We start from the raw sequence: 16,984 nt of genomic DNA on the forward strand, positions 1-16,984 counted from the left end.
CTGATCCCTTTCCGTGTCCAGTCGGCGCGTGTTGCGTGAGCCCCTGCCGTTGTAGATCAGTGCAGAGCGTGGGCAACCTGCCAGGTACTCAAGTGCGGAATAATCGCTGTTCAGTCGCCGCCGCACGGTGATAGAAAACCCGGGTGACCAAGACTTTGGACTTCCCCGACCTGCTGCGCCTGATCGACGAGCGGTCGGCCGCCTTCCGGGCCGCGATCGCCTCCGCGCCCAGCCTCGATGTGCAGGTGCCGACCTGCCCCGAGTGGACGCTGCTCGACCTGGTGCACCACCTGGGCGGGGGGCGTCGCGCCTGGGCCGCCACGGTCGCGGCTGGGCCGGACGCCTCGGGCAAGTTGGCGGGGGAGGGCCTGGCCGCACCGCAGGAGCGCGAGGCCCTGCTCGCTTGGCTGGCCGAGTCGACGCGGCAGATGCTGGACGCGTTGCGGGAGGCCGGCCCGGAGCGCGGTTGCTGGACGTGGTGGGGATCGTCGCAGTCGCCGCGGACCTGCGGCGCCGTCGCCCGGCACCAGCTCCAGGAGATCGCGATGCACACCTATGACGCCCAGCTCACCGTGGGCGCCCCGGAGCCGCTGCCGGAGGAAGTGGCGCTCGATGGTGTCGAGGAGTTCCTGTTCACCTGCTGCACCACGACGGTCGCCTGGCCGCACGCGCCCGCCGTCGTCGACTACCACGTCACCGAGGGCGACTCCTGGCGCCAATCGGTCTCCGCCGATGGTTCGCGGGCCTTCCGTCTGCCCGAATCCGGCGGTGTGCCCGCCGCCGGCGAGAACTCGGAGTCGGTCGACGTCTCCGCCCGGGGCACGGCGAGTGACCTGGTCCTGGCCTTCTACGGTCGCATCCCGCTGGACTCCCTGAAGCTCGAAGGCGACCGGCACCTCTTCGACCTGCTGGAGGAGTGGGACATGGAGTAGGACCGCACACCTCGTGCCGCGCCCGGACACTGCCGCCTTCGGACCTTTCGGGCTTGGGCCTGACAGCGAACCTATGCGTCCTTGTCCGCGAACCTATGCGTCCTTGTCCTCGAAGCGCGGGACGGGCTTGCCACGGCGGGCCATCTCGGCCTCGAAGAGGCGCTGGAACTCCTTCGCCGCCTCGTCGAGGACGATCGGGGCGTCCTCGTCCACGTTGACGCCCTGGGCGCGCAGGCGCTGGTCGTGCACCATGATCGGATCCTCCGGGTCGCGGTCGGAGCGGCGCGGGCCCTCGGGGCCGTCCGGGCCGAACCGGACCGTGCGTTCCACCCGGATGATCCGCACGAACCGGTCCTCGACGGTGATTTCGCAGCTCTGCTCGGCTTCGAGCAGGTCCGCCGCCCGGGCGTAGACCGTCCGCTGCTCGGGGGTCAGGCGACGCTCGATCGGCTCGCTCACCCGCAGGTGCATCGACAGGATGTCCCGGGCGCGGAAGGGCGTGGGCGCGTCGGGCATGCCGTTCGGCCGCCACCTGCCCGCCACCCGCTCCGCGACGGTGAAGGCGGCCGGCAACAGCACCACCCCCGGGTGGGTCCGGTTCACCCGCATTGCGTCCTCGCGGACCTCCGGTGCGACCTGCCCCTCGGGGGGCAGCAGTTGGATGAGGTCGGTCTTCAGAATGCCCTCGGACATGCCGGTCGGCAGGGTGGGGTCCATGACGAACCCGACGCTCGGCTCCAACCCCTTGGCCAGGCCCTGACTGTGCTGGTCGTCGTCGGGGTCGCTGGAGCGGGGTGGCTCGGGGCCGTCCGGACCGCTGCGGATGTGCCGCTCGGCCCGCACCACGCGGTAGCGGGTCCCCAGTTCGATCTCGTCGATCTTCTCCCAGTCCAGCCGCTCGGCCAGCGCCTGGTACCGCTGCTGCGCCTCGGTGTCGCCGGCGTCCCGCGCCCAGGCGGCCTGCTCACGACTGAGCATGCCCAGATGCTCGCGTGCCGACTGCGGATAGCACTCGCTCAGCGAGGAGAGCAACTCCCAGCCACCGCCCGGTAGCTCGCGGGCGACGCCGAAGACCGGGCTGCCGGCCGACAGGATCCGCGGATACTCCTTGCGTGCGGTCCACGCCTCGACATCCGCGAGCTCCGCCGCCGGACCGACCGGAGCGGTCATCCTGATGGTCAGATAACCGGGAGCATCGTCAGGGAAGTTCGCCATGCGCACATGATGCGACCGGGCGGGCACCGAGCGCAGCAAAACCGGCCGCCGTTCCCCTGCACGAGTGGACTGCCACCGGTGAGGTTGATCGGCGACCGGTCGGGTGAGCGGTATCCAAGACCGACCGGCACATGGTGGGTGGAGGAAGGAGCGGGTCCAGGCCCGCATCCGCTCAGCCGTGCGGCTTGACCTCGGTGGCGACGAAGTCGCCGATGGCGGCGAAGACGGCTGCGGGCTGCTCGATGTGGGGGAAGTGGCCGGCCTCGTGGACGGGGTGGAAGGTCGCGCGGGGGAAGGCGTCGGCCAGGGCGCGTTCGTAGGCGAGCGGGACGATGCCGTCCTGCTCGCCGGCCAGGACGAGCACGGGGACGGCGACGCGGTGCAGGCGGCCCTGGAGCTTGGGGTCGTGGCAGAACGGGTCGCCGGCGTAGACGGCGAGGGTGGCCTGGTTGGCGCCCATCGCGGCCTTCTGCTCGTCGGTCAGGGTGGCGGGGTTGAGGCGCAGGGCCGGGTTGTGGAAGGCGAGTTCGCCGGTCCGGACCGGGCCGATCTCGGCGGGGTTGGCGATCTGGATCGGGGCCTGGGGCGCGATGCCGGTGGCGCCGAGCAGGACCAGGGCGCTGATCGCGGCGCGGTTGTCGCGGACTCCCATCTCGGCGGCGATCCAGCCGCCGACCGAGCTGCCGGCCACCAGCACGCCGTTGAGATCGAGCGCGTCGAGCAGGTCCAGGTAGATGCCGGCCAGGTCGGCGACGCTGTCGGCCCAGTGCGGGCGCGGCGTGCCGTCGAAGCCGGGGTGGGTGGGGACGACCACGTAGGCGTGCTGGGACATCCCGGCCGCGAACCCGGCCATCGAGCGGGGGCCGGCGCCGCCGTGCAGCATCAGCACGCCGGTGCCGTCGGTGTTCTCGCCGAACTCCTGGACCGTCAGGCTCAGGCCGCCCGGCAGGGTGATGGTGCGGGTGGTGCTGGTGGGAGCGGTGGCAGTCATCGTGAGGTCCTCTGTCGCTGAATCGTTGGTGGTCACGGCGGTGCCTGTGACGGCGGTGCCGGTGACGGTGGTGGCATAGCGGCTCATGACCTCGGCGACGGCCTGCGGGGTCGCCCCCCGGCCGCCGCCGATCATGTCGCGCAGATCCCGGAAGTACTGCACGTACAGATCCGGGGTGAAGGTGTTGATCATGACGAGCGGCTCGTCGCCCGGGTTGGCGAAGGTGTGCGGAGCGCCGGTCGGGACCATGACGAGGGTGCCGGCAGGTGCCTCGTGCTCCTCCTGTCCCACAGTGAACCTGGCTGTGCCCGAGACGACGTAGAAGCCCTCGTCGTGCTGGGCGTGCCGGTGCTGAGGCGGGCCCGCCGTGTGCGGGGGGATCGTGACCTCGGCGATTCCCAGCCGGTGTGCCGTGGTGGCGCCGCTCTCCAGGATCCGGATGCGGGCGGCCCCCAGGTCGATCACCTCGCCGTCGTCCGGGCGGACGACCGAGACGTCGTTCATGATCTGCTCCTTGGTGAGAGTCAACTGTCATGAATATAGAGCGCTCGCACGCATTCGTGCAAGTGCTCTCTCATCACCAGAGTGGACTTGCTAGAGTTGTCCCATGGAGAAGAGCGAACCGAGGGCACGGCAGAGCGCGAGCGCGGGTACGAGCGCGGACACGGGTACAGGTGCGGGTATGACGGGCCGGGCGAACCAGAAGCTGCGCACCCGCACCGCGATCCGGCAGGCCGCCGCCGAGCTGATGCGCACCGGCCGCGAGATCACCATGCCCGAGGTCGCCAGGGCCGCGCTGGTCTCCGAGGCCACGGCCTACCGCTACTTCCCCGACCTGGCCAGCCTGCTCCAGGAGGCCATGGTCGGGGAGTTGCCGTCCCCGGCCGAGGCGTTGGCCTCCGTCGCCGACTCCGTCGATCCGGTCGAACGGGTCGCCGCCGCGACCGAGCACCTGCTGCGCCTGGTCCTCGCCTACGAGGGCGCCACCCGCGCGATGATCGCGGCGACCATCACCCGCCCGGCGGCCGCGGCCGAGGCCCGGCCCGCGCTGCGCGTCGGCCTGATCGACCACGCGCTCGCCCCGCTGGCCGACACCCTCGGCGCCACCGCACCCGCGGCCCTCGCCCAGCTCAAGAGCGGTCTCGCTGTCGTCGTCAGCGCCGAAGCCCTCTTCACCCTCACCGACCTGTGCCGGTTGCCCCCCGAGGACGCCATCGCCACTGCCGTACACACGGCGACCGCCCTCACCCGGGGCGTGCTCCAGCAGCACGCCGACACGCAGCACGCCGACACGCAGCACGCCGACGTGTAGCACCCCGGCACGCAGCACGCCGCCGTCGCCCGGCCCGACGACGACGGCGCGCCCGCCCGTGCTGCGGAGTAACGTGGAACACGCCGGAGTTACCAGCCGGCGGTCGACCGCGAGGAGGTCATTACATGCAGCTTGGTGATGCAGAAGCCCTGACGCTGCGACTCGTGGTCACGACACTCTCACCCAGCCTCCGGCGGGGAGACTGACAAAGACGCACGGGGTCGGGGGCGCAGGTAACCGTCTGCTGCACAGCTCAGGACTTGAGCACTGCGGCAGTTGCCCAGGGCTCAGGCCGTTTCCGCAGGGATGCGGGAGCGGCCTTCTCCGTGCCCCGGCTCCGCTTCGTCCCGAACGGCGGTGTCACGGGCGGCGTCGGCGCCCGCGCCGGAGGTGCGACACGACGGACCAGGCAGCGGTGATGACGGCGATCGCGGCGAGGACGAGCAGCCAGTTTCGCAGGTAGGGGAGCGGCAGAATCGTGGGGTTGCCGTTGTGGTGGCCGGCCCGCAGGACGGCGGGGAGGGCGACGGCGCTGACGGCGGCGGCCACGATGAGACCGGTGCGGACGGGAGTGGTGCGGGCGATGGTGACACCGGCCAGGCAGGCCAGCGGAAGCCAGAGCCCGTCGTGCAGGACGAGTCCGCCGATCGCCCAGCGCGCGATGTCGAGGGGGTGGTGGGTGAGGTCGATGTAGGGGTCGGTGGCGATGCCGTAGAGGCCGCAGCCGGTCAGCGCCAGACCGACGAGGACGAGCAGGGTGCGTGCGGTGCGCATCGGCATCAGAGGACCTCGATCCGGGTGACCCACTTGGTCTGCAGGACGCCGGGTCGGTTGGGGGCGATGATCCGGGCGGGGTAGCCGTGGTCGGGGTCGAGGACCTGGCCGTTGACGCGTAGCGCGAGCAGGGTGAGCGGGTCGCGGGCGTAGCCGGCGGGCATGTCGGTCACCCGGTACGGCCCGTCCTTCTCCAGGGAGGTGATCTGGACGTGTGCGTCGGCGGGGGCACCGGCGAGGTCGAGCAGGTCGCGGACGCGCACGCCCGTCCAGTGGGCCGAGGCGCTCCAGCCCTCCACACAGGCGATCGGCAACTCGGCGGTGGTCTGCGGAAGTTGTGCGAGGTCGGCGAGGGTGAGACGGATCGGGTGCGGGCCCTGGACGGTCAGCTGCCAGTTCTCGGCCGACGCCGTGCTGGTGCCGGCCTGGACGGCGGTGCGGTTGACCGGCAGGCCCTGCGGCCCGACGTCGGGACGGCGCGGCGCGAACAGGTCCAGCGCGCGCAGCCACGGCACGCTCTGCCCGGCGGTGGTGAGGGTGACCACCCCTACCGAGGCGGTGACGGCGGTGAGGAACGCCCGGCGCTGCGCCAGGCCCGGCCTGACGCGTCGCCAGTGCCGGGCGATCAGCGGCGCCTTGGCGGCGATGTGCAGCAGCAGTCCGCCGACCGCCAGCCAGGCCAGCCAGAAGTGCGTCTGGCGGAACGGGAACGGCCACGGGTACCACTGCAGCGTGTTGAGCAGCCCGGTGAACACCTCCAGCACCATCGCGCCGACCAGGATCGCGATGCTCAGCCGCTCCAGCGCGTGCAACACGCTGCGCGCCGGCGGCCATTCGAAGAGCCGGGGGTAGACGGTCCAGAGTTTGGCGCCGAGCAACGGGATCGCGGCGATCCCGCTGATCACGTGCAGCCCCTGGGTGACCTGGTAGCCGTTCACCGGCCGGCTGGGCAGGTGGTCGCGCAGCCAACCGGGCGGCTGTTGCAGCAGATGGCTGAGCAGTCCGGTCAGGAAGCAGGTGAGCAGGGCCGCGCCGAGCCAGCGGCCGATCACCACGGCCGTGCGCGGCTCGTGCAGGGCGGAGGTGAAGGTGCCTTCGCGCAGCGGCCCGCGCCGCAGCGCGTCCGGCGGGGTCGGCAGCGGGAGGTCGTACGGCTTGCGCCGGGGGGCAGGGGTGTCGTCGTCCACCCCACCATCACACCGCCTGCGGAGCGCCCTGAGGCGCCAGAACGTGCTTACGGAAGTCCTACGGAGGCCGCGGCGGGACGGGGGAGTGACGCGTCGACGGCCCGCTCGCGGCGCCACCGCCCGATACCTGGGCCGGGGCGTTAGCCTCGGGGGCGTGACGGACGGCACTGACAGGCATGCGGGTGGCAACGCGCCCGCCGGGTTCGAACTGGGCACCGACGGACCCGGGACCATCGTCGTCGGACTCGACGGCTCCGACTCCTCCTACCGCGCGGCCGCCTACGGCGCGGGCCTGGCCCGGCGGCAGGGGGCGCTGGTCGCCTTCGTCTACGTCCAGCCCGTCCAGGCGGCGGGCGCGATGATGGGGGTCGCGGTGGACGCGATCACGCAGGAGGTCGCCGAGGGCCTGCTGGCCGAGATCCGGCAGGCCGTCGAGCGACTCGGCGATCCGCGCTCGCTGCGCTGGGAGTTCCGTACCTTCCATGGCGACCCGTACCACGAGCTGGCGAAGGCGGCCGACGACCTCAGGGCCGACGCGGTGGTCGTCGGCGTCTCCGAACACGTGGGGCACCGGATCGTGGGCTCGGTCGCGGTGCGCCTGGTCCGGGCCGGGCGCTGGCCGGTGACGGTCGTGCCCTGACGGTCGTGCCCTGACGGTCGCGCCCTGACGGTCGCGCCCTGACGGTACGTCAGCGCCACGGGCGGCCCGGGCCGTGAGGTGCGGTCAGACGATGAACTAGCCTGCTGGCCATGATCGAACTCAGCCTCGCCCAGCGGATGACCGGGCGAATAACCGACGCGCTGCCGCCGCGCGGTCCGCAGCGGTCGCTGCTGCTGTCCAGCTTCGTGAACCGGGTCGGCAACGGGCTGTTCAACACCGCCTCGGTGCTCTACTTCACGCGGGTGGTGCACCTGTCGGCGGCTCAGGTCGGGCTCGGGCTCACCATCGCGGGGGTGGTGGGGCTGTTCGCGGGCATTCCGGCGGGAGACCTGGCGGACCGGCGCGGGCCACGCGGGGTGATGATGCTGACGCTGGCGGTCCAGGCGCTGACGATGACGGCGTTCGTCTTCGTGCACGCCTGGGGCGCGTTCACGCTGATCGCCTCGCTGGACCTGCTGGCGGCCTCCGCCAACAACGCCGCGCGCGGCGCGCTGATCGCGCGGGTCGGCGGCGACCGGCCGGCGGCGTTCCGGGCCAGGCTTCGCACCTTCGTCAACGTCGGTGTGGTGTGCGGGACTCTGGGCGCGGCCTTCGCCGTCCAGATCGACAGCCGGGCGGCGTACACGGCGCTGATCCTGGCCAACGCCGCCAGTTACGTCGGCTGCGGGCTGCTGCTCCTGCGGGTGCCGAACTACCAGGCGCTGCCCCGGCCGAAGCGCGAGAGCCGCTGGGCGGCGCTCGCCGACCGGCCGTTCGCCCTCTTCGCGCTGCTCGACGGCGCGATGGGCCTCCAGTACCCGGTCGCCTCGCTGTTGCTGCCGATCTGGATCGCCGCGCACACGCACGCGCCGCGGTGGACCGTCGCCGCCGTCTACGCGGTCAACTCGGCGGTCTGCGCGCTCTTCCAGCTCAGGATCGGCTCCGCGGTGGAGACCCCGCGCCAGGGTGGCCGGGCGCTGCGGCTGGCCGGGCTGCTCTTTCTGCTGAGCTGTCCGCTGATGGCCCTGACCGCCGACGTCCCGCCGTGGGCCGCGATCGTGCTGCTGCTCGTCGCGATCACCGTGCACAGCGTCGGGGAGGTGTGGCAGTCGTCGGCCGGCTTCGCGCTCGGCTTCGGTCTGGCGCCCGAGCACGCCCAGGGCCAGTACCAGGGGCTGGTCGGGCTCGGGTTCGACACCGGCCAGGCGCTGGCACCGGCGCTGCTGGCCACGGTCTGCCTCGGGCTCGGTCAGCTGGGTTGGCTGCTGCTCGGGGTGTTCTTCGCGGTCCTGGGCCTGCTCGGCCCCCCGCTCACCGCCTGGGCCGAACGCACCCGCCCGCCCGCACCCGCGGCGTCGACGTCCGGCTGAGCGCGCCGGCACCGCCAACACCGCCGACCCCGTCGGCACCGCCACAAACGCACTGGCGGGCCGGGCGGCTGTGGCGGCATCCTGTCCTGATGCTGATCAGAGAAGCCACCGTCGCGGACTGGCCCGCCATCTGGCCGTTCTTCCACGCGATCGTCGCCGCCGGCGAGACCTTCACCTACCCGCTCGACCTCACCGACGAGCAGGCCCGCGACTGGTGGCTGCTCGCGCCCCCGAACCGTACGGTCGTCGCCGTCGACGAGGACGGAACGGTCCTGGGGACGGCCAAGATGAACGTCAACCACCTGGGCAACGGCTCGCACATCGCGGGCGCCAGTTACATGGTCGACCCGGCGCACGCGGGCCGTGGGGTCGGCCGGGCGCTCTGCTCCTACTCGCTGGAGTGGGCCCGCGCGGCCGGGTTCCGGGCGATGCAGTTCAACGCCGTGGTGGAGACGAACGTCAACGCGGTGCGGCTCTACCGCTCGCTCGGCTTCGAGATCCTGGGCACCCTGCCGGAGGGCTTCCGGCACCCGCGCGAGGGCCTGGTGGGGCTGCACATCATGTACCGCCCGCTCTGACCGGACCGGAGCACCCGGACCCCCTTACGGAAGTCGTACGGCGGGCCGTCGGGAGCACGCGCGGGGCACCGCGGGTGGGAGGGTGACGAGATGTCCGGTTCTCGCTCCTCCTGGTTCTGCCTAGCCGCCGTCGCGGCGCTGACCGCCGCCCTCGGGCTGACCTTCACCGGCGGCGGCACGCTCGCGCGGCACGGCCCGCTGTACGTCTGGTACCCGGTGGACCTCGGGCTCTTCGCGCTCGCGCTGCTCGCACTGCGCCGGGTGCCCGCGCGGCGGGTGGCGGGACTGGTGCTGCTGGGCAGCGTCGTGGTGGCCGGCGCCGGGCTGCTGGCCGCGCCGCGGACCAGCGACGACGCCTACCGGTACCTCTGGGACGGACAGGTCCAGGTCGCCGGTATCTCGCCCTACGCCTATCCGCCGGACGCGCCGCAGCTCGCCGCGCTGCGCGCGCACGCCCCGGCGCTCTTCCCGCCCGCCGGCGACTGCGTCGGCTGGGACCTTCGGCGCGCCGCGCCCGGCTTCTGCAGCCACGTCAACCGGCCGGGCGTGCCCACCATCTACCCGCCGGTCGCCGAGGCCTGGTTCGCGGGCCTCGACCTGGTCGGCCACGCGCACGGGGTGCGCACCGCGCAGGTCGGCGGCGCGCTGCTGGCGGTGGCCACCACCGGTGCGCTGTTGGTGCTGCTGCGCCCGGAGCGCCGGCGTCGGGCCGCGCTCTGGGGGTGGTTCCCGGGCGTCGCGGTGTGGTCGGTGAACGACGCGCACGTGGACACCCTCGGCGCGTTGCTGATGGTGCTCGGCCTGGGCCTCGCCGCCCGGGGCCGCCGGACGGTCGGCGGCGCTGCGCTCGGGGCGGCGGTGGCGGTGAAGCTGATCCCGGCCCTCGCGCTGCCCGGGACGCTGTCGGGCCTGCTGGCGCGCGGGGGCCGCTCGCGTGCCGAGCGCGGCCGGATGCTGCTGCTGCCGTTGGTGGCGCTGGGCGTCTTCGTGCTGAGCTATCTGCCCTACCTGGCGCTCTCCGGCAGCAAGGTGCTCGGCTTCCTGCCCGGCTACCTGCGCGAAGAGGGCTACGACCAGGGCCAGGTGCAGCGGTTCGCGCTGGTCCGGCTGGTGCTGCCGGACTCGCTGGCCGCCGCCGGGGCCGCCGCCGTGGTGCTGGCCGCGGTGCTGTACGTGCTGTGCTGTGGCGATCCCGACCGGCCGTGGCGCGGCGCGCTGCTGGTCACCGGGACGGCGCTGCTGGCTCTGACGCCGGCCTACCCCTGGTACGGGCTGCTGGTGGTCGCGCTGGTCGGGCTCGACGGCCGCTGGGAGTGGCTGGGCGTGCCGGCCGCCGGGCAGGTGCAGTACCTGCTCGGCGGCGACGCCCAACAGCCCGCCTACGCGGCGGCGTTGGGACTGGTGCTGGCGGCCGCGGTGGTCCGTGCGCGACGGCCGTCCCGGGTGGGACCCACCAGCCGGGTCAGGATTCGGCGTCCTCCAGTCGGAAGCCGACCTTGACGGTCACCTGGTAGTGGCCGATCACGCCGTTCTCGACGTGGCCGCGGACGCCCACCACCTCGAACCAGTCGACGTTGCGCAGGGTCTGCGACGCGCGCGTCAGGGCGTTGCGGATCGCGGCGTCGGTGCCCTCGTGGGAGGTGCCGACGATCTCGGTCACGCGGTAGGTGTGCTCGGACATGGCGGCCTCCGGGGCGGGACGGCTGGTGGTGGGGAGCTGCTGTTTCTCCCCTCCACCGTGCGGCATCCCGCCCCGGTCCGCGCGTCGGACGGCTGCCCCGCGCAGCGCAGCCTCAGCGGCGCAGCGCCACGAAGGCGCGCCCCCGCACGGTCCAGCGCTCGCACTCGGTCAGCCCCGCCTCGGCCGCGCAGCGGGCGGCGGCCGTGGCGTCCAGCCGGGCCCAGCGGAACGGCGGCCCGCACCACCCGGTGGCGTCCTCGACGCGGACCGTCAGCCGTTCGTCCGCCTCGCCCGGCTCCACCTCGGCGAGCAGCATGCCGCCGGGGGCCAGCAGCTCGGCGGTCCGGGCCAGCAGCGCGGTCGGGTCGCCGCCGATGCCGAGGTTGCCGTCGGCGAGCAGCGCGGTGCCCCAGCGGCCCTCGCCGGGCAGCGGGTCGAAGACCGATCGGCAGAGCGCCGCGCCGCCGAGCCTGCGGGTGCGCAGGACCGCCGCCCGGGTGATGTCCACGCCGAGTGCGGGCAGGCCGCGCGCCAGCAGCTCGGTGACCAGCCGCCCGGGGCCGCAGCCGATGTCCAGCACCGGGTGGCCTGTGGCCAGGCAGCGCAGCAGCAGGCTGCGGTCGGCGGCGTCGGGGGGCGCGCACCAGCGTTCGACGTCCAGCTGGTGGCGTCCGCCGTCGGCGCGGCGCAGCCAGAGCGGGCCGCGTCCGGTGCGCATCGCCTCGGCGAACGGGTCGTCGCTCCACGGCCGGGTGGCCGGACGGACGGCGGGGCGAGCGGTGGTGGTCTGCAGCAGGCTCACCCGGTCACCCCGGCGCGCCGGGCGACCGCGATCTCGCGCAGGCGGGCCGCGAAGCGACCGTCGGGGACCTGGGCGGCGGCCTGGTCGGCATCCGCGGCGGTGTCCACGTCGGTCAGCTCGGGCAGTCGGCGGACGGCCAGGCCGTTCGCCGCGAGCCGTTCCAGCAGGATCCGGCCGGTCTCCGGGGAGGACATCGGCACCCCGACCAGCAGGCGCCGCGCCAGCTCGGCGCTGGGCCGGGCCAGGCCCAGCGCCCAGAAGCCGCCGTCGGACGCCGGCCCGTACCAGGCGTCGGCGCCGCAGCGGGCGGCGGCGGCCAGCGGCGCGGCCAGCGTCTCGGCGCGCAGCTGCGGGGTGTCCATGCCGACCAACAGCGCCGGGGCGCCGGCCGGGGCGTGCGCGAACGCGTCGGCGAGCCGGACGTCCAGTCCGCCGTCCGGCTGCGGCAGCACCTCCCAGCCGGGTGGCAGCCAGCCTCCGGGCGCGCCGTCCAGCAGCAGCAGCCGGCGACCGGCCGGGACGGTGCCCAGCGTGTGCAGCGTGTCGGCGAGGGCGGCCTCGGCCAGCGCGGCGGCCTGCTCGGGGCTGTACGGCGGGGTGAGCCGGGTCTTCACCCGTCCGGGGACCGGGGACTTGGCGATCACCAGCAGGGTCGGCGACGGCGCCGCCAGCACGGCGCGCATGTCCTGGACGGCCTGGCGGGTGCCGCGCAGGGTGCCGGTCACCTTGGAGCGCCCGGCACGCGGTCGGTAGTCGACGTCCACCTCGGCGATCCGCATCCCGGCGGCGGAGGCGGTGAGCACCATCTCCAGCGGGTAGCCGGAGCGGCGGTCGCCCAGGCCGAGCGCGAGCAGCCGCTCGCGGCGGGCCGCGCGCATCGGGCCGAGGTCGTGCAGCGGGGCGCCGGTGCGGGCGCGCAGCCGGCGGGCGAGCACGGTGTTGGCCAGCCGGGCGTGGGCCGGCCAGGCGCCCAGCGCGGTCGGCCGGCGTCGCCCGAGCACGAGATCGGCCTCGCCGGACAGCACCGGGTCCACCACACGCGGGAGTTGGGCCGGGTCCAGCGAGCCGTCGCAGTCCAGGAAGCAGACCAGCTCGGCGGTGGCGGCCAGCAGCCCGGCGTGGCAGGCGGCGCCGAAGCCGCGGCGCGGCTCGTGCACCACGGTGGCACCCAGCGAGCGGGCCAGCTCGGCCGAGCCGTCGGTGGAGCCGTTGTCGACGACGACGGCCCGCCAGCCCGGCGGGATCCGGCCGAGTACCCAGGGCAGGGCGGCCGCCTCGTCGAGGCAGGGCAGCACGACATCGACGCAGGGGGTGGGGGAGGGAGTGGTCACGCCGTCCACGCTACGCACGGTCACCACGTCAGAGGTGGTTACGGCACCTTACGGAAGTCGTACGAGAGCCCTCGTGGCGCCGCCCGCGCTCTCGCACTCCCTATGCTCGAAGCGTGACAGAGACCCCGCCGACCCCGCCGCCCCCCGCGACGTCCGCCGCCCGTGTGCTGGTGGTGGACGACGACCCGACCGTTGCCGAGGTGGTGACCGGCTACCTGCTGCGCGCCGGGTACGCCGTGGACCGCGCGGCGGACGGCCACGAGGCGCTGGAGCGCGCCGCGGCCGGGCGCCCCGATCTGGTGGTGCTCGACCTGATGCTGCCCGGGATCGACGGCCTGGAGGTCTGCCGGCGGCTGAGGGCCGGCGGCGCGGGCCCGGCGGTGGTGATGCTCACCGCCAAGGGCGAGGAGTCGGACCGGATCCTCGGGCTGGAGTTGGGTGCGGACGACTACGTCACCAAGCCGTTCAGCCCGCGCGAGCTGGTGCTGCGGATCCAGTCCGTGCTGCGCCGCCATGCCGCCCCGGCGCCGGGACCGGGCGTCGCACCGCTGCGCGCCGGGGATCTCACGCTCGACCCGCAGGCCCGCCGGGCTTACCGCGGCGAGCGCGAACTCTCGCTGACACTCAGGGAGTTCGACCTGCTGTCGTTCATGGCGCAGCACCCCGGGAAGGCGTTCGGCCGGGAGGAACTGATGCACAAGGTGTGGGGCTGGGACTTCGGCGACCTGTCCACCGTCACCGTGCACGTGCGGCGGCTGCGCGAGAAGGTCGAGGACGATCCGGCGGCGCCGGTGCTGATCAGTACCGTGTGGGGCGTCGGCTACCGCTTCGACCCCGCCACCGGGCCCGGGGGTGCGTCCGCGTGAAGGACCTGTTGCTCATCGCGGCGATCGCGGCCCTGGGGGCGGGCGTGGCCGGGCTGCTCGGCTGGCCGGCCGTGCGGCTGCTGCGCCGCCGCTCGGTGGCGCTCTCGCTCTTCGCCGTCGCGGTGGTGACCGTGCTGGCGATGACCGCCGGCACCGTCGCCGTCGCCCAGGCGATGTTCCTCTCGCACCACGACCTCGGCGTGGAGATCACGGTCACCTGCATGGCGGCCGTCGTCTCGCTGGTCACCGCCGCCCTGCTCGGACGCCAGGTGGTGGCCGGGAGCCGGGCGTTGGCGGTGGCGGCCCGGACGGTCGGCAGTGACGGGGGATTCGCCGCCCCCGCTGAGCCGCTGGGCTCCGAACTGGCCGAGTTGAGCGCCGAACTGGCGGCCACCAGTGCCCGGTTGGCCGAGTCCCGGCAGCGCGAGCAGGCGCTGGAGTCGTCCCGTCGGGAGCTGATCGCCTGGATCTCGCACGACCTGCGCACCCCGCTGGCCGGACTGCGGGCGATGGCCGAGGCGCTGGAGGACGGCGTCGCGGAGGACCCGGCCCGCTACCACGCGCGGATCCGCACCGAGGTGGACCGGCTGACCGGCATGGTCGACGACCTCTTCGAACTCTCCCGGATCCAGGCGGGCGCGCTCACCCTGTCGCTCTCCCGGATCTCGGTCTACGACCTGGTCGGCGACGCCATCGCGGGCGCCTACCCGCTGGCCCGCGAACGCGGCGTGCACCTGAGCGGCGACCAGGTGGAGGCCGCGCCGGTCGAGGTCGACCCGCGGGAGATCACCCGGGTGCTCGGCAACCTGCTGATCAACGCGATCCGTTCGACGCCCGAGGACGGCGTGGTCGCGGTGGCGGCCCGGCGCGAGCAGGGCGAGGTGGTGCTCTCGGTGACCGACGGCTGCGGCGGCATCCCCGAGCAGGACCTCCACCGGGTCTTCGAGACCGGCTGGCGCGCCGGGAGCGCCCGCACCCCGCGCGCGGCGCGCCCGTTCAACGGCGGACCGCGCGGCTCGGCGATCGAGCACCACGGCGACACCGGCGCGGGCCTGGGCCTGGCGATCGTCCGCGGCATCGTGGAGGCGCACGCCGGACGGGCGTCGGTGCGCAACGTCAGCGGCGGGTGCTGCTTCGAGATCGCGCTGCCGGCGGCGCGGTCGGCCCTGGCGTGAACGGGCCCCGGCGCGCGTGGATCTGGCACGCGTGGCCCCGGTGTGAGCGGCCCCGGCGTGAGTGGATCTGACGCCACGCCGTGCGATGTTGTCCCGCGGAGCGGATGCCCGTAGCGTGCCTGCGGACCGTCCGCCCGGGACGGGCCCTGGGACGGGGAGTTGGGACATGGCGCGTGCGCAGCTCAAGGGGCTGGAGACGGAGTACGAGACCTTCGGCCGGACGGCCGACCCGGCGTTGGTGCTGATCGCCGGCCTGGGCTCGCAACTGACCTGGTGGCCCACCGAGTTCTGCACGCAGCTGGCGGAGCGCGGCTACCACGTGGTGCGCTTCGACAACCGTGACACCGGGCTCACCACGACCGTCGACGAGCAGCAGCCGCCCCGGGCCGACGGGGTCCGCCGGCCGCCGTACCTGCTGCCCGACCTGGCCGAGGAGACGGCCGGGCTGCTGGACGCGCTGGGGATCGAGGCCGCGCACGTGGTCGGCGCGTCGATGGGCGGGATGATCGCCCAGCAGCTGACGATCGACCACCCGAGCCGGGTGCTGAGTCTCTGCTCGATCATGTCCCGGCCCGGTGACGGGGTCAGCGGCGACACCCGGCCGCACGTCGGCGAGGCCCTGACGACCCTGCCGGGTGAGGGGCGCGAGCGGGTGATCGACGCGGGCGTCGCGTTCGGGGAGATCATCGCCTCGCCCGACCACCCGATGGACCCGGCCGAGCGCCGGGCCGACGTCGCCGCCGCCTACGACCGCGCCTACCGCCCCGACGGGTTCATGCGCCAGCTGGCGGCGATCTTCGCCTCGCCGGACCGTACCGCGGCCCTGCGCGCGGTGACCGTGCCGACCCTGGTGGTGCACGGCGAGCAGGACCCGCTGGTGGACGCCAGCGGCGGCCGGGCCACCGCGGCGGCCGTCCCCGGCGCGCGGCTGTGGCTGGTGCCGGGTATGGGGCACGACCTGCCGCGGGCACTGTGGCCGGCGCTGGTCGGGGCGATCGCGGCCAACGCCGGGCCACGCTGACAACTTTCAGTTGCGGGCGCCGCGCAGCGGGGCGGCGGCGAACTCGGCCATGCCCGCCTCGAACGCGACGGTGGGCTGCCAGCCGAGCTCGGTGCGCAGGCGCTGCGAGTCGGCGGTGATGTGCCGGACGTCGCCGAGCCGGTAGCGCCCGGTCACCACCGGCGCCGGTCCGCCGAACGCCCGGGCCAGCGCGCCCGCCATCTCGCCGACCGTCCGCACCCCGCCGCTGCCGGTGTTGTACGCCCGCACGCCGCCCTCGGGAGCTTCCGTCAGGGCCGTCAGGGCGGCCTCGTTGGCCGCCGCAACGTCGGCCACGTGGACGAAGTCGCGGCGCTGCCCGCCGTCCTCGAAGACCTGCGGTGCACGGCCCGCGGCGAGGGCGGAGCGGAACAGCGAGGCGACCCCCGCGTACGGCGTGTCGCGCGGCATCCCCGGGCCGTAGACGTTGTGGTAGCGCAGCGTGGCGACCCGGCCGCCGCAGGCGCGTGCCCAGGCGGCGGCCAGGTGCTCCTGGGCGAGTTTGCTCGCGGCGTAGACGTTGCGCGGGTCGGCCGGCGCGTCCTCGGCGACCAGGCCGGGCAGCAGCGGCGCGCCGCAGTGCGGGCACGGCGGCTCGAACCGTCCGGCGTCCAGGTCGGCCCTCAGGCGCGGCCCGGGCGCGACCGGGCCGTGCGTGGCGCAGCTGTACCGGCCCTCGCCGTAGACCACCATCGACCCGGCCAGGACCAGCCGGTGCACCCCGCCGCGCGCCATCGCGGCCAGCAGGACGGCGGTCCCCAGCTCGTTGCAACTCACGTACTCGGGGGCGTCGTTCAGGTCCAGGCCGAGGCCGACCATGGCGGCCTGGTGGCAGACGGCGTCCACCCCGCGCAGCGCCCGTTCGACGGTCGCGCGGTCGCGGACGTCGCCGTGCGTGAACTCGACCTCGGGCGGCAGCGTGACGCCGGCCAGGCCGTCCGGGTGGACGGCCGGCAGCAGCGCGTCCAGCACCCGGACCCGGTGGCCGGCCCGGACCAGCCGGGCCGCGACGGCGGAGCCGATGAACCCGGCGCCGCCGGTGAGCAGAATCTCCATGCCCCGACGCTAGCGCGGCGAAGGGCGCCGCAGCC

Annotated in this window: 17 protein-coding genes and 2 pseudogenes; 9 read left to right on the forward strand and 10 right to left on the reverse strand. The window is 74.2% G+C overall.

The genetic code is table 11. The features are described from left to right. Positions 1-143: 143 nt before the first annotated feature. Positions 144-932 carry a maleylpyruvate isomerase N-terminal domain-containing protein gene (locus tag BS80_RS27080; protein WP_035803066.1) on the forward strand — a complete coding sequence of 263 codons (789 nt, stop codon included), beginning with the start codon at positions 144-146 and terminating at the stop codon, positions 930-932. Between the two features lie 93 nt (positions 933-1,025). On the opposite strand, the gene BS80_RS27085 is transcribed toward BS80_RS27080, so the two are convergent. From BS80_RS27085 to BS80_RS41145, 3 genes and pseudogenes are all read right to left on the reverse strand, one after another. Further along, positions 1,026-2,147 carry a DUF5954 family protein gene (locus tag BS80_RS27085; protein WP_035803068.1) on the reverse strand — a complete coding sequence of 374 codons (1,122 nt, stop codon included), beginning with the start codon at positions 2,145-2,147 and terminating at the stop codon, positions 1,026-1,028. Between the two features lie 172 nt (positions 2,148-2,319). Continuing rightward, a complete protein-coding gene (locus tag BS80_RS41140) occupies positions 2,320-3,225 on the reverse strand; it encodes an alpha/beta fold hydrolase (RefSeq protein ID WP_332262205.1) in 906 nt (301 codons plus the stop codon). Continuing rightward, positions 3,208-3,642: pseudogene (locus BS80_RS41145) on the reverse strand (cupin domain-containing protein); the annotation flags it as partial. The gene BS80_RS41140 and the pseudogene BS80_RS41145, both read right to left, overlap by 18 nt. A 178-nt stretch (positions 3,643-3,820) precedes the next feature. Between BS80_RS41145 and BS80_RS27095 the strand changes: the two are divergent. Then, positions 3,821-4,450: a TetR/AcrR family transcriptional regulator gene (locus BS80_RS27095; RefSeq protein WP_035803072.1), complete on the forward strand. Its 630-nt coding sequence runs from the start codon at positions 3,821-3,823 to the stop codon at positions 4,448-4,450. Positions 4,451-4,810: 360 nt separating this feature from the next. On the opposite strand, the gene BS80_RS27100 is transcribed toward BS80_RS27095, so the two are convergent. Together BS80_RS27100 and BS80_RS27105 are read right to left on the reverse strand one after the other, a co-directional pair. Continuing rightward, positions 4,811-5,224 (reverse strand): hypothetical protein, encoded by a 414-nt coding sequence (locus BS80_RS27100; RefSeq protein WP_035804045.1) that lies wholly within the window; start codon positions 5,222-5,224, stop codon positions 4,811-4,813. A gap of 5 nt (positions 5,225-5,229) precedes the next feature. Then, complete coding sequence (locus tag BS80_RS27105) at positions 5,230-6,342, reverse strand: molybdopterin-dependent oxidoreductase (protein ID WP_232246707.1); 1,113 nt, start codon at positions 6,340-6,342, stop codon at positions 5,230-5,232. A gap of 223 nt (positions 6,343-6,565) precedes the next feature. On the opposite strand from BS80_RS27105, the gene BS80_RS27110 reads away from it, so the two are divergent. The 4 genes from BS80_RS27110 to BS80_RS27125 all read left to right on the forward strand — a co-directional run bounded on the left by BS80_RS27110 (position 6,566) and on the right by BS80_RS27125 (position 10,499). Further along, positions 6,566-7,051: a universal stress protein gene (locus BS80_RS27110; protein ID WP_051967250.1), complete on the forward strand. Its 486-nt coding sequence runs from the start codon at positions 6,566-6,568 to the stop codon at positions 7,049-7,051. 110 nt (positions 7,052-7,161) lie between these two features. After that, the gene (locus tag BS80_RS27115) at positions 7,162-8,421 is read left to right on the forward strand and encodes an MFS transporter (RefSeq protein ID WP_232246664.1); all 1,260 of its coding nucleotides are present in this window, start codon (positions 7,162-7,164) and stop codon (positions 8,419-8,421) included. Positions 8,422-8,510: 89 nt separating this feature from the next. After that, a complete protein-coding gene (locus BS80_RS27120) occupies positions 8,511-8,999 on the forward strand; it encodes a GNAT family N-acetyltransferase (RefSeq protein ID WP_035803074.1) in 489 nt (162 codons plus the stop codon). Between the two features lie 90 nt (positions 9,000-9,089). After that, the gene (locus BS80_RS27125; protein WP_063772089.1) at positions 9,090-10,499 is read left to right on the forward strand and encodes a glycosyltransferase 87 family protein; all 1,410 of its coding nucleotides are present in this window, start codon (positions 9,090-9,092) and stop codon (positions 10,497-10,499) included. On the opposite strand, the gene BS80_RS27130 is transcribed toward BS80_RS27125, so the two are convergent. The 4 genes and pseudogenes from BS80_RS27130 to BS80_RS43090 all read right to left on the reverse strand — a co-directional run. Next, the gene (locus BS80_RS27130; RefSeq protein WP_035803075.1) at positions 10,462-10,680 is read right to left on the reverse strand and encodes a dodecin; all 219 of its coding nucleotides are present in this window, start codon (positions 10,678-10,680) and stop codon (positions 10,462-10,464) included. The genes BS80_RS27125 and BS80_RS27130 overlap by 38 nt on opposite strands. Before the next feature lie 112 nt (positions 10,681-10,792). Next, the gene (locus tag BS80_RS27135; protein ID WP_035803077.1) at positions 10,793-11,482 is read right to left on the reverse strand and encodes a methyltransferase domain-containing protein; all 690 of its coding nucleotides are present in this window, start codon (positions 11,480-11,482) and stop codon (positions 10,793-10,795) included. Further along, the gene (locus BS80_RS43085) at positions 11,479-12,126 is read right to left on the reverse strand and encodes a TIGR04282 family arsenosugar biosynthesis glycosyltransferase (RefSeq protein ID WP_408607445.1); all 648 of its coding nucleotides are present in this window, start codon (positions 12,124-12,126) and stop codon (positions 11,479-11,481) included. Before BS80_RS43085 ends, BS80_RS27135 begins: the two co-directional genes overlap by 4 nt. Further along, positions 12,100-12,822: pseudogene (locus tag BS80_RS43090) on the reverse strand (glycosyltransferase family 2 protein); the annotation flags it as partial. The pseudogene BS80_RS43090 and the gene BS80_RS43085, both read right to left, overlap by 27 nt. A 104-nt stretch (positions 12,823-12,926) precedes the next feature. On the opposite strand from BS80_RS43090, the gene BS80_RS27145 reads away from it, so the two are divergent. From BS80_RS27145 to BS80_RS27155, 3 genes are all read left to right on the forward strand, one after another. After that, the gene (locus BS80_RS27145; protein ID WP_035803078.1) at positions 12,927-13,679 is read left to right on the forward strand and encodes a response regulator transcription factor; all 753 of its coding nucleotides are present in this window, start codon (positions 12,927-12,929) and stop codon (positions 13,677-13,679) included. After that, complete coding sequence (locus BS80_RS27150; protein WP_035803080.1) at positions 13,676-14,854, forward strand: sensor histidine kinase; 1,179 nt, start codon at positions 13,676-13,678, stop codon at positions 14,852-14,854. Before BS80_RS27145 ends, BS80_RS27150 begins: the two co-directional genes overlap by 4 nt. Positions 14,855-15,020: 166 nt before the next feature. Continuing rightward, positions 15,021-15,875 carry an alpha/beta fold hydrolase gene (locus BS80_RS27155; RefSeq protein WP_035803082.1) on the forward strand — a complete coding sequence of 285 codons (855 nt, stop codon included), beginning with the start codon at positions 15,021-15,023 and terminating at the stop codon, positions 15,873-15,875. A gap of 6 nt (positions 15,876-15,881) precedes the next feature. Here the strand turns inward: BS80_RS27155 and BS80_RS27160 are convergent, their stop codons facing one another. Continuing rightward, on the reverse strand, positions 15,882-16,949 hold the full coding sequence (locus BS80_RS27160) for an NAD-dependent epimerase/dehydratase family protein (RefSeq protein WP_035803084.1): 1,068 nt from the start codon (positions 16,947-16,949) through the stop codon (positions 15,882-15,884). Positions 16,950-16,984 lie beyond the last annotated feature (35 nt).

Origin of the sequence: Kitasatospora mediocidica KCTC 9733, from assembly GCF_000744225.1 — a bacterium.
GTDB classification, from domain to species: domain Bacteria; phylum Actinomycetota; class Actinomycetes; order Streptomycetales; family Streptomycetaceae; genus Kitasatospora; species Kitasatospora mediocidica.